Below are 14259 nucleotides of genomic sequence, written 5' to 3' on the forward strand. Positions count from 1 at the left end.
GGTGCGAAACGCTACTTCATCACGGCGCTGAGTGGTGAGGGGCATCGGCCAGATCCGCCCCGCTGCCGCCCCGGCCGCCCACCCCCGACCCGACCGAAGGCTCCGCCTCCGGGACCAGCAGCTGGTGCGCGGCGAGCTCCCGGTAGAGCGGACTGGAGTCCACCAGCTCCTCGTGTCGCCCGGTCGCCACCACGCGGCCGGACTCCATCACGACGATCTGGTCGGACTCGACCACGGTGGAGAGCCGGTGCGCGACCACCAGCAGCGTGCGGGTCTCGGCCGCGGCGTCGATCGCGCGGCGCAGCGCGGCCTCGTTGCGCGCGTCCAGGTTGCTGGTCGGCTCGTCCATCAGCAGGATCGGCGCGTCGGTGAGCAGCGCGCGGGCGATCGCGAGCCGCTGCCGTTCGCCGCCGGAGAGCAGCACCCCGCCCTCGCCGACCTGCGCGTCCAGGCCCGCCCCGGCGCGGGTCACGATGCCGGTGAGGTTGACCGACTCCAGCACCGCGAGCAACCGGGCGTCGTCCGTCTCCGGCGCGGCGAGCAGCAGGTTCTCCCGGATCGTGCCGGCCAGCACCGGTGCCTCCTGCTCGACGTAGCCGAGGCGGGAGCGCAGCGCGTCGCGGCTCTGCTCGCGCACGTCCCGCCCGTCCACCCGGATCGTGCCGGCCGTAGTCTCGTAGAACCGCTCGACCAGCGCCAGCAGCGTGGACTTGCCCGCGCCGGACGGGCCGACCAGCGCGGTCCGCGTCCCGTAGGGCACGGTGAAACTGACGTCGCCCAGCACCGGCCCGTCCGCCGCCGGATAGGCAAAACCCACACCCTCGAACTCCACCGCGGTACGGCCGGAGACCGGATCGTTCCGGCCGGCCGCCGCCTCGGCCCGGCCGGCGCCGTGCTCCTCCGCCGGGATGCGCAGCACCTCCTCGATCCGCTCCAGCGCGCCGAGGCCGGTCTGCAGCTGCGTATAGGCCCCGATCGCCTGCCCGAGCGGCATCACCAGGAAGAACAGGAAGAGGATGAACGCCACCAGGTCGCCGACCGTGATGTCACCGGCCGCGACGCGCGCGCCGCCCACGCCGAGCACCGCCAGGAACGCGCCCTGGGTGGCCGTGGTCGCCACCGGGGAGATCAGCGCCTGCAGCCGGGCCACCCGCAGGCCCGCCGCATAGGCCCCCTCGGCGCTGGCCACCACGAGGTCGGCCTCGCGCCCCTCGGCCCGGGCCGCGCGGATCGTGCGCGCGGCGGAGATCGCCCGCTCCACGGTGGACGTCATCTCGCCGATGCGGGCCTGGGTGGCGCGGGACAGCGCGCGCACCCGCCGGGACGCGGTGATCGCGATGCCCATGCCGAGCGTCAGCGCGAGCAGCGTGACGCCGAGCAGCAGCGGGTCGAGCAGCGCCATCGCGCCGATCGCGCCGACCACCATCACGGCGCCGGCCGCGATGTCGAACAGGCCGGACGTGACGACCGCGCGCAGCAGCGTGGTGTCCGCGCCGACACGGGAGAGCAGGTCGCCGGTGCGCCGTGCGTCGTACTCCGCGATGGGCAGGCGCAGCAGGTGGTGGGCGAGGCGGCGGCGGGTGCCGAGCACCACGCCCTCGGCCGTGCGTTGCAACAGGAAGTCCCGGACCGCGTTGATGCCGGCGGCCGCGAGCACCAGCACGGCCAGCAGTGCGACCAGGCCGCCGACCGACTCGGACGCGCCGATCGCGTCCAGCAGGTCGCGGGTGAGCAGCGGCTGGACCAGCGAGGCGGCCGCACCCAGCATGGACAGCACCGCGACGAGCGCGAGCGTGGGCCAGTGCGAGCGCAGGTGGGGCGCGAGCGCGCGCAGCCCGACCGGTGGTGTGGTCTCCCCCGTCATGCGGTCAACGCTAGCCAGGAAGGCCCGGATCGGCCCTCCGCCCTCAGCGAAAACTCAGGTACTCCGCGCGACCGAGATGGCACACATAGCTACATAATTACGGATTGTTTCGGCTTCGGTCATCCTGGGTATCTGTGACCTGCTCCGAACGCGTACCGCCGAGCGGGAAGACCGTCGCCAGTGATGACAGCCCAGCCCTCGCACCATACGGTTCGGGCCTCGCTGCCACCGGTTGCGGACTCCAGTCGTACCGCCCGGCATCTGGTCGTCGACGCCTGTGCCCGGTGGAACGTGCCCGCGCTCGCGGACACCGCCTGCGTGATCGCCAGCGAGCTGGTCAGCAACGCGGTCCGGCACGCCGGCACCCCGATGGACATGACGCTCGCGATCGCCGACGGGAAACTGCTGCTCGCGGTCCGGGACGGCAGCCCGCGCCCGGCCGTCGCCACTCACCCGGACCCGCACGCGCCGGGCGGCCGCGGCCTCCTGCTGGTCGGCGAGATGTCACAGGCGTGGGGCAGCCTCGCGCTGCCCGACGGCGGCAAGGTCGTCTGGGCGGCGCTGCGGACGAACGCGGAGTAGCCGCGCGGCTCAGGCGACCGCGCGGGCCGACGCCGGGTCCGGCCATGCCGGCGGCCCGTCCGGCGACGTGGGCGCGCCCTCCGCGGCCGGCGCGCCGACCGTCGCCTCCACCGGCTCCCCCTCGGGCAGGCCGGGCAGCGTCGCCTCCGGCAGGCCGGGCAGCGTGGCACCGGCCGGCTTCGAAACCCCCGGCAGCGTGGCACCGGACGGCGGCCCCACCGCCCGGCCCAGCCCGGACTCGGCCGCGGCGCGGCGCGCCTCCGCACTGCCGGGCGGATAGACGGGCAGCCCGGCCGCCTCGAGCACCGGCATCGCGTTGCGCACCGGCGGGCAGGGCAGCGGCTGCTGGCAGCGGTCGCACATGGTGTCGTCCGAGTCCCCGTTCTCCGGTCCGTGGATCGCCACCATCTCCAGCGCCGTCTGCGCGAAGACGCTCTCCGGATTGATGTACGAGTGACTGCTCATCACTTTCCCCCGATGATCCGCGCGGCATATGCCCGATATCTTCCCCTGAAACCGGGCTCGGCGCGGCGGAAAGCACCACCCGCGCGCGGCCACCCGTACCGTATGGGCGTTTTGTGCTTGTTAGAACTTGTTATCACGTGCGATTCACTCAATGTCGCCTATCGGCTACCGAAAGTAGAATCGGAGGGTGCCACGCTCACGCAGCGTTCAAACCGGTTGCAGCAGAAGCGCCGTGGCAGGAGAAACGGAGTGACACCCATGCCCGAGGCAGTCTGGGACAAGGAGCTCTTCCCGGAGCCCGTCGTCCGCCGATTCGGTCCCGTGGTGACCGGCCGGTTCCTCAACTACCTCGCCGGCTACACCCGCGAGCTCAAGGTCGACCAGCCGGTCCTGATGCTCATCTTCGTGGCCGCGACCACGGCCCAGCTGGTCGGCACGGCCCTGCTCACGCTGGTCCGCGGCGCCGCGGGCAAGGGCGCGACCCGGCGGAAGTTCAAGGAGCTGAAGAAGGGGCCGGAGTTCCTGGTCACGCCGATGCGGATCCGCGGCGACGACGGCCAGCTCTACGAGATGGAGCTGCACGGGCACGTGGGCCAGAGCACGATCATCCGGCAGGACCACATCCAGGTCACCGTGCGGCGGCAGAAGGACCCGCAGCTTCAGCCGCGGGTCGAGCGGATCGTCAACATCACCACGCAGCAGGTGATAGTGCCGCACCCGCCGACCATCTGGTCACACCTCGGCCCGGGCATGCTGCTCCAGGCCATCGCCGGCATCGTCATCATCGCGCTCGCCGTGACGCTGTGGTTCGCACTGTAATTCCGGTCGGCGCTCCGCCCCCTCCGGCTCAAGCGCTCTCGTGCGTCGCCGAGCCACCGGTTTCCGAAGGCAGGGGGAGCCCTTCCGGCGTCTCGGCGACGCCGCGCTCTCGCAGCAGGCCCCTCCGCCGCGCCCAGCGCTCGAAGACGAGCGTGGCCAGCGGCGGGATCGAGCAGATCAACCCGACCAGGGCGGTCGTCCAGTGCCACCGGTTGCGCACGGCGACCGCCAGGGTCAGCACCACGTAGGCCGTGAACAGCGCGCCGTGGATCGGCCCGAAGATCTTCACGCCGATCTCGTTGCCGACCACCACGTACTTGAAGAACATGCCGATCAGCAGCCCGGTCCAGGAGAAGGCCTCGGCGATCGCCACGATGGTGAACAGAGACAGCACGGCGCGTCGCATGATTCCCCCGCAGGTTGGAGATGTTAGGCAGCAGATCGTAGTCAGAGGCGCTGAAACGATTCCTGGAAGGCGGCGGCGCTCATGGGCGAGGAGGTCGGCCCGCGGGAGTTCACCCGCGAGGACCGCGCGAGGTACCGGCAGAAGATCCGGCGCTGCCTGGACGTCCTGGCCGAGATGCTGGCCGAGCACCGCTTCGACGCGGAGCGGCCGCTCACCGGCCTGGAGATCGAGTTCAACCTGGTGGACCCGGCGGCGGACCCGGCGATGCGCAACGCGGACGTACTCGCCGCGATCGCGGACCCGCTGTTCCAGACCGAGCTGGGCCAGTTCAACATCGAGATAAACGTGCCGCCGCTCGCGCTCTCCGACGGCGGGCTGACCGGCTTCGAGAAGCACCTGCGGGACAGCCTGAACGAGGCCGAGTCGAAGGCGCGGGCGGTCGGCGCGCGGATGGCCATGATCGGCATTCTGCCCACGCTGCGACCGGAGCACCTCACGCTCGACTCGCTCTCCGCGAACCCGCGCTACCAGCTGCTCAACGAGCAGATCTTCGCGGCGCGCGGCGAGGACCTGGACATTCGCATCGACGGCCCGGAGCGGCTCGAGATCACCGCGGACACGGTCGTGCCGGAGGCGGCCTGCACCAGCACCCAGTTCCACCTGCAGGTCAGCCCGGACGACTTCGCGGCGTACTGGAACGCGGCGCAGAGCATCGCGGGCGTTCAGGTCGCGCTCGGCGCCAACTCCCCCTACCTGCTCGGCAAGGAGCTGTGGCGGGAGACCCGGATCCCGCTCTTCGAGCAGGCCACGGACACCAGATCAGAAGAGATCAAGGCCCAGGGGGTACGGCCCCGCGTGTGGTTCGGCGAACGCTGGATCACGTCCGTGTTCGACCTGTTCGAGGAGAACGTCCGGTACTTCCCCGCGTTACTGCCGGTCTGCGAGGACGACGACCCGGTCGAGACGCTGGCCCGCGGCGAGACGCCCAGCCTCCCCGAGCTGCGGTTGCACAACGGCACCATCTACCGGTGGAACCGCCCGGTCTACGACATCGTCCGCGGCGCCCCGCACCTGCGCGTGGAGAACAGGACGCTCCCGGCCGGCCCGACCGTGGTCGACACGCTCGCGAACGGCGCGTTCTACTTCGGGCTGGTCCGCGCGCTGGCCGAGGCGGAACGCCCGCTCTGGTCCCGGATGTCCTTCGGCGCGGCGGAGGAGAACTTCCACGCGGCGTCCCGGCACGGCATCGACGCGTCCGTCTACTGGCCGGACGCGGGCACGCTCCCGGTCACCGAGCTGGTGCTGCGCCGGCTGCTGCCGCTGGCGCAGCAGGGGCTGGACGCCTGGGGTGTCCGCGCGGACGAGCGCGACCGGCTGCTCGGCGTGATCGAGGCACGCTGCCTGTCTTCCGCGAACGGCGCCACCTGGCAGGTCGAGACGGTCCGTGACCTGCAGGACCGCGGCAACCTCGACCGCACCGCGGCGCTGCACGAGATGCTCGGCCGTTACCTCGACCACATGCACACGAACCGCCCCGTGCACGAGTGGCAGTAGAGCCTGTATCGACGTGGGAGACGGGCTGCGGCGAGGCCCGCGCCGATACCGGCTCCGGGCCGGGTCATCCTCAGGGATGATGGTCACGATCTGAGGTATGACACGTGCTCTACGCAACAATCACTCGTTATCCGGACGACTGCCGGTGATCGATGGGGGATCGTTGAGGGCATGACGACGCACGGTCCGGTCTGGTCAGCGATATGAACGCCCTGGCGATAGCCATCGCGCTCAGCATCGCCTCCGCGAGCGCCTACGCCGCGGGCGCGGTGGTCCAGGAGCGGGTGGCCGCGCACGGCACCGGCATCCTCGCGTCGCTCCGCATCCCGCACTGGTGGCTCTCCGTGGCGCTCAACGGCGCCGGCGCCGGCCTGCACGTCGGCGCGCTCGCGTACGGGCCGCTCAGCATCGTCCAGCCGCTCGGCCTGCTCACGCTCGTCTTCGCGCTGCCGATGGGCGCGGCCGTCATCGGCCGCCGGGTCGCCGCCGTGCACTGGCGCGGCGCCGCGCTCACCATCGCCGGCCTCGGCCTGCTGGTCATCACCGCGCCGATGGGCAGCGCCCGGGAGCTTGACTCCACCGAGGTGCTGACCGTCGCCATGCTCGGCGGCGGCATCGTGCTCGGCCTGACGATGCTCGCCCGGCAGATCCACGCGGCCACGTCGTCCGGGCTGCTCTACGCGGTCGCGTCCGGCGTCGCGTTCGCCTGCTCGTCCGCGCTCACCCAGACCGTGTCGCTGCAGGTCACCGCGGGCGGGCCGCTCGCGATCCTGTCCACCGCCGCGTTCACGCTGGCCGCGTTCATGTCCGCCGGGGTGCTGCTGTCCCAGGCCGCGTACCGCGACGGCGGGCTCGGCGCGCCGCTGGCCACGGTGTCGCTGACCAACCCGGTCGCGTCCGCGGTGATCGGCATGCTGCTGCTGGACGAGCGGTTCGTCGGCGGCGTCACCGGCGGCGGCGTGGCGGCCACCGGCGGCGTGCTCGCGATCGCGGGCGTGCTGCTGCTCACCCGCCCGGCCGGCGACCGGGACACCCAGATCACCGAGACCCCGGAGACCGGCGCGGGCGACACCTCGTCCCCGCCCACCGCGACACCCCGCGAGGACGCCCCGCGCCAGCCCGCTTCGCCCGGGATCGCCCCGCGTGAAGCCGTTGCGTCCCCGCGTGAGACCGGTCCGTCGCCGCGCGAGGGCAACCCGGCGCCGGCCACCGGCGACGGCGGTGCGGCGCCGGATGCCACCGCGATCATCCCCGGCCGCCGGCGCTCGCAGATCGCGATCGGCGACCGCGGCGTGCCGTCCTGCGCGGTCCCCGGTGGCAACCCGCGCCGTCGCGTGATCCGCCCCGGCCGCGGCTTCTACCCGCGCCCCGGCCGCCGCCCCGGCAACTGACGCCGCCGCACGCTCTTCCGTGACCCGGCGCGGGTCGCGTCCGGCGGCTCCGGGCCGTGTCGCGGCTGGGTGCTGCGTCACCGGCACGCGGGGCCGGGTGTCCCGGGCGCGGACGATCTGGCACTGTCGTGCGGTGAGCAGCAGCGTGCAACGCCGGCGAGGTCTGGCCGACGTCGGGGACGAATTCCGGGAGTTCTGGGCCGAGCGGCACCTGTGCACGCTCACCACGCTGCGGCGCGACGGCACGCCGCACGTCACACCGGTCGGCGCGGTGATCAACTGGGCGGACGGAACCGCGCTCGTGCTCACGTCCGGCACCAGCTCCAAGGCCCGCAACGCCGCGGCCACCGCCACGGTCGCGCTCTGCTCGGTCGACGGCCGCCGCTGGTCGACGGTCGAGGGCCGCGCCCGGGTGCGCACCGAGCCGGACTTCATCGCGGACGCGGAGCGCCGCTACGCCGAGCGATACCGCATCCCCCGGATCAACCCGGCCCGCGTCATCCTGGAGATCACCCTGACCCGCGTGCTCGGCAACGTCGGATGAGCACGCCACCGCGGAACCAGGGCTGGCCGGCGTGAGCGTCACCGTGGTCGGGATCGGGGCGGACGGCTGGGACGGGCTCGCTCCGCCCGGACGGGAGGCGGTCGCGGCGGCCGGGGTGCTGCTCGGCGGCGACCGGCAGCTCGCGCTGATCCCGGCGGAGGTCGCGGCGGACCGCGTACGCTGGCCGTCGCCTCTGCTGCCCTCGCTGCCCGGCCTGCTGGACTCGTTCGCGGATCGCGCGGTGTGCGTGCTGGCCAGCGGCGACCCGATGCACTTCGGCATCGGCGGCACGCTCGCCCGGCTGGCCGGCGCGCGCGGCTTCCGGGTCGTGCCGCACCCGTCGTCGATCTCGCTCGCCTGCGCCCGGCTGGGCTGGCCGGTCGAGGAGACCACGGTGGTGAGCGTGGTCGGCCGGCCGCTCGACGCGCTGCACTCGAAGATCCAACCCGGCCGGCGGCTGCTCGTGCTGAGTGCCGACGGCCGCTCCCCCGCCGCCGTGGCCGGGCTTCTGACCCGCCGCGGGTACGCCGAGAGCGCGCTGACCGCGCTGGAGAACCTGGGGGGCCCGGGCGAACGGGCGGTCACCGGCACCGCCGCCGCCTGGTCCCTGGCCACGGCCGCGCCGCTGAACGTGCTCGCCGTCGAGTGCGTGGCCGGGCCGGACGCCCCGCTGCTGCCCACGGTCCCCGGTCTGCCCGACGACGCCTACGACAGCGACGGCCAGCTCACCAAGCGGGAGGTCCGCGCGATCACGCTGGCCCGGCTCGCGCCGATCCCCGGCCAGCTGCTCTGGGACGTCGGCGCGGGCGCGGGCAGCATCGCGATCGAGTGGCTGCGCGCCGACCCGTCCTGCCGGGCCGTGGCGATCGAGGCGGACGACACCCGTGCCGCGCGGCTGACCGGGAACGCGGCGGCGCTCGGCGTACCCTCGCTGCTGGTTGTTCGTGGTGCGGCCCCGGCCGCACTGAACGGTCTCGAACGCCCGGACGCGATCTTCGTCGGTGGCGGCGTCACCGCGCCCGGCATGACCGACACCGTCTGGTCCGCGCTGCGCCCCGGCGGCCGGCTCGTCGTCAACGCGGTCACGCTGGAGTCGGAACGCGTGGTCACGGCCGCGCGCGACCGGCTCGGCGGCGACCTCACCCGCATCGAGATCTCCCGGGCCGGCGCGGTCGGCGGCTTCACCGCCTGGCGCCCGGCACTCCCCGTGACCCAATGGACGGTACGCAAGCCATGACCGTGCACTTCATCGGCGCCGGACCGGGCGCCGCCGACCTGATCACCGTGCGCGGCCGCGACCTGATCGCGACCAGCCCGGTCTGCCTCTACGCCGGCAGCCTGGTCCCGCCGGAGATGCTCTCCTGGTGCCCGCCCGGTGCCCGGCTGATCGACACCGCCAGGCTGTCGCTCGACGAGATCATCGCTTCGCTGGTCGAGGCGCACGAGGCCGGTCACGACGTGGCCCGGCTGCACTCCGGCGACCCGTCCGTCTTCTCCGCGATGGCCGAGCAGATGCGCCGCCTGGACGCGGCCGGCGTTCCCTACGACGTGGTACCGGGCGTGCCCGCGTTCGCCGCCGCGGCCGCGAGCCTGCGCCGCGAACTGACCGTGCCCGAGGTCGCCCAGACCGTGATCCTCACCCGGACCGCGGAGCGCGCGACCGCGATGCCGCCGCGCGAGCGACTCCCCACGCTGGCCGCGTCCGGCGCCACGCTCGTGCTGCACCTGGCCGTCCAGCGCATCGACCACCTGGTCACCGAGTTGAGCCCGCACTACGGCGCGGACTGCCCGGTCGCGGTCGTGGCCCGCGCCTCCCGCCCCGACGAGCAGATCCTCCGCGGCACACTGACCACGATCGCGCCCCTGGTCCACGAGGCCGGCATCAAGCGCACCGCCGTGATCATCGTCGGCCCCGCGCTGACCGCCTCCGCCTTCCCGGACAGCCACCTCTACAGCCCGGACCGCCGCCGTGACTGACCCGGACGCAGGCGATCGCGTCGCACGCCGGGCCGAGCTCTGAATCACGGTGACCGGCCAGGGGATCCAATGAACACTCCACATGCTTCTTGATCAACGACGTGGGGAATGCTGTGGAGATTCCGGGACGACGAGCCCTGCCGGCGCTGGCCCTGTGTGTTGCAGTGGCGGGTTGCGGTTCTCCTGTGGACACCGGGCGGACGGCAGCCGCCACGCCCTCGATCACGGGTTCGGCCGCGACGTCCGGCGAGGCCGCGACGTCCGGCGAGGCCGCGGCGGTCGCGGCCGTGGAGGCTTACCTCGAGGCGACCACCGCACAGGATCTGGACGCCGCGGCGGAATACATCTGCGCCGACATCCGCGCGATGTGGCGTAAGACGACGACCACCCGGGCCGGCAACTTCGGCGGCCGCTTCACGCTCAAGTCATATGCGGTCGCCGACGTCACGGCCTCGGGCTCGACGCTGGAGGTCCGGGTGGACGAGGTCGTCGGCGTCGAGGATCGGCCCGAGGACCTGGAGGCCACGATCGTCTACACGATGACGGCGGCCGACGGCGGTTGGTGCGTCTCCAGGGAGCTCCCCGAGTAGCGGCCGCACGCACGTCCGGCGGACGGTGGCATCTTCCGGGGATTCGGCGAGGGCGGGTCGCGGCGAGGCTGTAGCCGAACCCCCACGACGAGGAGCCGAAGATGTCGTACGGATACGCGCAGCCCTACCAGTACACGGCGTACCCGGTCGCGCCGATGCAGCCGATGCGGCGGTCGGCGCCGCCGAGCGTGCACGTGCTGGCGATCCTGCACTACCTGGGCGGGCTGGTACAGCTGGCCGGGGTGGCGCTGATCCTGTGGGTGGCACCGGCCGACCTGTTCGCCGGTGACGAGCAGTTCATCGACCCGGCGCGGCTGACCACGGTGTCCTACGTCGTGGCCGGTGTGCTGGCGGTCTCCGCGCTGATCTCGTTCGTGATCGGTCGCAAGCTGCAGCGCGGGCGGCAGTGGGCACGGGTCCTGATGATCATTTTCAGCCTGCTGGGCATGGCCGGCGCCGCGGTCACGGTCGCGTCGACCGGCGACCTGTCGCAGACCGCCGGTCTGGCCGGCCCGGCCCTCTACCTGCTGCTGCTGAACACGCGCGCGGCCCGCTCCTGGTTCCGCCACCACACCTGGTGACCTGCGACTGAGCCCACCGGCGCGGACGGATGGACCGTTCGGCCGGGGCGGCCGGCCTCTCGACCGGCCAGGCTGTAGCCGAGGTCGACCATGGGAGTGACGATGTTGGAGGGCTACGGCCGAGCTGCCGGTCCGGGTCTGCTGATCGCGCCGCCGCTGCGGCAGCCGGCACCACCGGGTGTGCAGGCGCTGGCGATCCTGCACTACGTCAGCGCGGCGGCGATGGCGGTGTGCGCGGCGGCGATGCTGTTGCTCCCGGCCGACGTGATCGCGGACGTGGGCTACGCGTCTGGGGGCGAGGTGCCGCTGGTGTTGCGCTTCTCGGCCGGCGCGCTCGTGGTGGGTGCGCTGTTCAACGCACTCGTTGGGCAGCAGTTGCAGCGCGGCCGGCAGTGGGCCCGGATCCTGACGCTGGTGCTGAGCGCGTTCACCATGGTTGGTGTGCTGCTCCTGCTGGTCCAGACCGGCGACCCGGCCGGCCTGGCGAGCCTCGTCTGGCCTGCGCTGAGCGCGGCGCTGCTGAACACGCGCGCGGCCCGCTCCTGGTTCACCACCCGCGCCTGGTGACCCGTTCCCCGTCGCCCCGGGGAGCGGCTCGCCCCCCGGCGCCCCGGGAGAGGTTCGCCACCAGCGCCCTCGGGAGAGGTTCGCCACCGACGCCCCGGCGAGAGGTTCGCCACGACGCCCCGGAGAGCAGCTCACCAGCGCCCCGGAGAGCGGCTCACCACCGGCGCCCCAGGGAGCGGTTTGCCATCGACGCGATGATCTGCACCGTCGAAGCCTCCGGGTGCCGGCTTCACGAGTGCCCGCCGTCTCCACGAAGCGTCGGCGCGGAGCGCCCGGCAACAAGGGGCCTCGGTGGCAGGCCTGGTCTTCGTGAATGCGCGGCCCCGCACGCGCGGCCGGAAACCGGCCGGTCAGGGCGGTCGCGGCCTTTTCGCGACCACCCTCGGTCCAGTCAGGGAGGAGCGCCAGCGACGACCGTTGCCCGCGGGAGCATGCGGCACCCGGCCACCCCGGAAGCGGGAATATCGGCCTTTTCTACCGTCCTCTCGGCGTCGGGCCGAACGTGCGTCGATCCGTGAGCCGGACGCCGGAAGGTCAGGAGGACGGCAGTGACGTGATCGGTCCCGGGGAGATCAGCCCCAGGCTCTGGGTGGCGCGCGTCAGCGCGACGTAGAGGTCGCCGTCGCCGCGCGGTGACTCCGCGACGATCCGGTCCGGGTCGTAGACGATGACCGCGTCGAACTCGAGGCCCTTGGATTGACGCACGGTGAGCAGAACGATCGGGCTGGTGAGGTCGGCGCGGGCGCCCGAGGCCGCGTCCGGTAACGCCGCCGCGGCCTCGCCGACCAGAGAGCCCGGCACGATCACGCCGAGGCGTCCCTCGCCGTTCCACTCGGAGACCGCCTTGACCAGCGTGGACAGGTCGCCGGTCGCGCGCCACGGCGGCATGCCGGTGTGGCGGACCGCGCGGGGCACGGCCAGGCCGGGGTTGACCCGGGCCAGGACCGCAGCCGCGAGGTCCATGATCTCCCCCGGCGTACGGTAACTGACGGTGAGCTCGGTGAGGCGGTAGCGGCGGTCCAGGTACGGCACGAGCGCGTCGTCCCACGAGGAGGTGCCGCCGAGGTCGCCGGTCTGGGCGACGTCGCCGACGATGGTCATCGAGCGGCTCGGGCAGCGGCGCATCAGCAGGCGCCACGCCATCGGGCTGAGTTCCTGTGCCTCGTCCACGATGACGTGCCCGAACGCCCAGGTCCGGTCCGCGGCGGCGCGCTGGGCGGCGGTGAGCGCGGCGTCGAACTGCTGGCGTTCGGCCATCCGGCTCGCGTCCAGCAGGTCGGTGCCCATCAGCAGCTCCGGGTCGTCCTCGTCCTCGAGGTCGACGCTGCGGGAGCCGAGCGCGATGTCGATCGCACCCTGCGCGTATTCGAGCTGGATGAGCCGGGACAGTTCGGCGATGCGCTCGCGGCGGGTGTCCTCGTCCTCGCCGAGCAGCTCCGCGGCCTCGTCGAGCAGCGGCACGTCGGCCGGGCTGAAGCCGCCCTCCGGCTCGCGCAGCAGCGCCTCCTGCTCGGAAAGCGTCAGCAGCCCGGACGCGGCCGCGGTCATCCGGGAGAGCGAGGCGTAGAGACCGGCGATGATCTGCTGCGGCGTGAGAACCGGCCAGAGCCAGTCGAGCACGGCCAGGACCTCGGGTTCACGGCGCAGCTCACGGCGGATCTGAGCGAGGTCGGCCTCGTCGAAGATGATCGGGTCGCCGGGCGCGTCCTCGCCGCCGAGCGAGTCGTCCGCGTACGGATCGGTGCCGATCTTCTCCGCGAGCTGCAGCGACAGCGCGTGGATGATCTCGGTGTCGAAGTCCGGGCGGGCCAGGTTGTGCAGCTTGCCGGTGCGCCGCACCTGGTCGCGGGCCGCGCGGATGGTGGACGGTTGCAGCAGCAGCTGCGTCTCGCCCTCGACGTTGATCTCCACGGGCTGGTCCGGCACGCGCTGGCGGTCCGCGACCGCGGCCGCGATCACGTCGGCCATCACGGCCCGGCCCTTGATCTCCGCGACCTCGTCCGGCTCGGCGCGGCGGGCGCGCACGCCGGGGAACATGCCGCCGATCGTGCGCAGCAGCACGCCGGTCTCGGCCAGCGACGGGAGCACCTGGCCGATGTAGCTCAGGAACGTCGGGTTCGGCCCGAGGATCAGCACGGCCTGCTTGGAGAGCTGCTGGCGGTACGTATACAGCAGGTACGCCGCGCGGTGCAGCGCGACCGCGGTCTTGCCGGTGCCGGGGCCGCCCTGCACGACGAGCGTGCCGGACAGGTCGGCGCGGATGATCCGGTCCTGCTCGGCCTGGATCGTCTCGACGATGTCCTTCATCCGCCCGGTGCGACGGGCGTCCAGCGCGGCCAGCAGCGTGGCCTCGCCGGTCAGGTCGTGCGCGCCGTCGCCGGCGTCGTCCAGGTCGAGCACCTCGTCGTCGAGCGCGACCACGTCCCGGCCGGCCGTGCGGATGTGCCGGCGGCGCACGACGCCGAGCGGCGCGGCCGCGGTGGCCAGGTAGAACGGGCGGGCGGCGGGGGCGCGCCAGTCGACCAGCAGCGGCTCGTAGTCGCCGTCGTCGTCGAAGATGCCGATCCGCCCGACGTAGCGGGTCTCCGCGTCCGCCTCGAAGTCGAGTCGGCCGAAGCAGAGGCCGTGCTCGACCGCGCCGAGGACGGCGACCTGATCGGTGTACATGGTGACCGCGCTGTCCCGCTGGGACCGTTCCTGCGGGGTGCCACCGGACTCCCGCAACTTCTCCGCGAGCCGGGCGGACGCCTCGGAACGCATGCCGTCGAGCCGCCGGTACAGCCCGTGCAGGTAGGCCTGTTCCTCACCGATCGCGGATTTCTGCTCCACGGTGCTTGACAAAACCGCCCCCAGATTGACTAATATGCAACGGGCAGCACGCCCAATTTCCTCGTGCTCCCGTTCGCCCGACGCGCAAGC

14 protein-coding genes are annotated in these 14259 nt (G+C 72.9%); 10 read left to right on the forward strand and 4 right to left on the reverse strand.

The window, feature by feature from the left end; translation table 11 throughout:
* Window positions 1-19: 19 nt before the first annotated feature.
* Window positions 20-1864 (reverse strand): ABC transporter ATP-binding protein, encoded by a 1845-nt coding sequence (locus tag J2S43_RS21295; protein ID WP_306831846.1) that lies wholly within the window; start codon window positions 1862-1864, stop codon window positions 20-22.
* Between the two features lie 183 nt (window positions 1865-2047).
* On the opposite strand from J2S43_RS21295, the gene J2S43_RS21300 reads away from it, so the two are divergent.
* Window positions 2048-2446: an ATP-binding protein gene (locus J2S43_RS21300; protein ID WP_306831848.1), complete on the forward strand. Its 399-nt coding sequence runs from the start codon at window positions 2048-2050 to the stop codon at window positions 2444-2446.
* Window positions 2447-2455: 9 nt separating this feature from the next.
* On the opposite strand, the gene J2S43_RS21305 is transcribed toward J2S43_RS21300, so the two are convergent.
* A complete protein-coding gene (locus tag J2S43_RS21305; RefSeq protein WP_306831850.1) occupies window positions 2456-2911 on the reverse strand; it encodes a hypothetical protein in 456 nt (151 codons plus the stop codon).
* A gap of 258 nt (window positions 2912-3169) precedes the next feature.
* Here J2S43_RS21305 and J2S43_RS21310 point away from each other — a divergent pair, with 258 nt between their 5' ends.
* Window positions 3170-3730: a hypothetical protein gene (locus tag J2S43_RS21310; protein WP_306831851.1), complete on the forward strand. Its 561-nt coding sequence runs from the start codon at window positions 3170-3172 to the stop codon at window positions 3728-3730.
* Window positions 3731-3758: 28 nt separating this feature from the next.
* Here the strand turns inward: J2S43_RS21310 and J2S43_RS21315 are convergent, their stop codons facing one another.
* A complete protein-coding gene (locus J2S43_RS21315; protein ID WP_306831853.1) occupies window positions 3759-4136 on the reverse strand; it encodes a DUF3817 domain-containing protein in 378 nt (125 codons plus the stop codon).
* Between the two features lie 81 nt (window positions 4137-4217).
* Here J2S43_RS21315 and J2S43_RS21320 point away from each other — a divergent pair, with 81 nt between their 5' ends.
* From J2S43_RS21320 to J2S43_RS21355, 8 genes are all read left to right on the forward strand, one after another.
* Window positions 4218-5690 (forward strand): glutamate-cysteine ligase family protein, encoded by a 1473-nt coding sequence (locus tag J2S43_RS21320; RefSeq protein ID WP_306831854.1) that lies wholly within the window; start codon window positions 4218-4220, stop codon window positions 5688-5690.
* A gap of 203 nt (window positions 5691-5893) precedes the next feature.
* Complete coding sequence (locus J2S43_RS21325) at window positions 5894-7081, forward strand: DMT family transporter (protein WP_306831856.1); 1188 nt, start codon at window positions 5894-5896, stop codon at window positions 7079-7081.
* A 133-nt stretch (window positions 7082-7214) separates the two neighbouring features.
* Entirely contained in the window at window positions 7215-7625 is a 411-nt protein-coding gene (locus J2S43_RS21330) for a TIGR03618 family F420-dependent PPOX class oxidoreductase (protein ID WP_306831858.1), read from the forward strand.
* A 31-nt stretch (window positions 7626-7656) separates the two neighbouring features.
* The gene (gene cbiE / locus J2S43_RS21335) at window positions 7657-8862 is read left to right on the forward strand and encodes a precorrin-6y C5,15-methyltransferase (decarboxylating) subunit CbiE (RefSeq protein ID WP_306831860.1); all 1206 of its coding nucleotides are present in this window, start codon (window positions 7657-7659) and stop codon (window positions 8860-8862) included.
* Complete coding sequence (gene cobM, locus J2S43_RS21340) at window positions 8859-9602, forward strand: precorrin-4 C(11)-methyltransferase (protein ID WP_306831861.1); 744 nt, start codon at window positions 8859-8861, stop codon at window positions 9600-9602. Before cbiE ends, cobM begins: the two co-directional genes overlap by 4 nt.
* 185 nt (window positions 9603-9787) lie before the next feature.
* Entirely contained in the window at window positions 9788-10192 is a 405-nt protein-coding gene (locus J2S43_RS21345; RefSeq protein ID WP_306831863.1) for a hypothetical protein, read from the forward strand.
* Between the two features lie 101 nt (window positions 10193-10293).
* Complete coding sequence (locus J2S43_RS21350; protein WP_306831865.1) at window positions 10294-10773, forward strand: hypothetical protein; 480 nt, start codon at window positions 10294-10296, stop codon at window positions 10771-10773.
* 102 nt (window positions 10774-10875) lie between these two features.
* Window positions 10876-11340 carry a hypothetical protein gene (locus J2S43_RS21355; RefSeq protein ID WP_306831866.1) on the forward strand — a complete coding sequence of 155 codons (465 nt, stop codon included), beginning with the start codon at window positions 10876-10878 and terminating at the stop codon, window positions 11338-11340.
* Between the two features lie 534 nt (window positions 11341-11874).
* Here J2S43_RS21355 and J2S43_RS21360 read toward each other — a convergent pair.
* A complete protein-coding gene (locus tag J2S43_RS21360) occupies window positions 11875-14169 on the reverse strand; it encodes a HelD family protein (protein ID WP_370881643.1) in 2295 nt (764 codons plus the stop codon).
* Window positions 14170-14259 lie beyond the last annotated feature (90 nt).

Source organism: Catenuloplanes nepalensis, from assembly GCF_030811575.1.
Classification (GTDB): Bacteria; Actinomycetota; Actinomycetes; order Mycobacteriales; family Micromonosporaceae; genus Catenuloplanes; species Catenuloplanes nepalensis.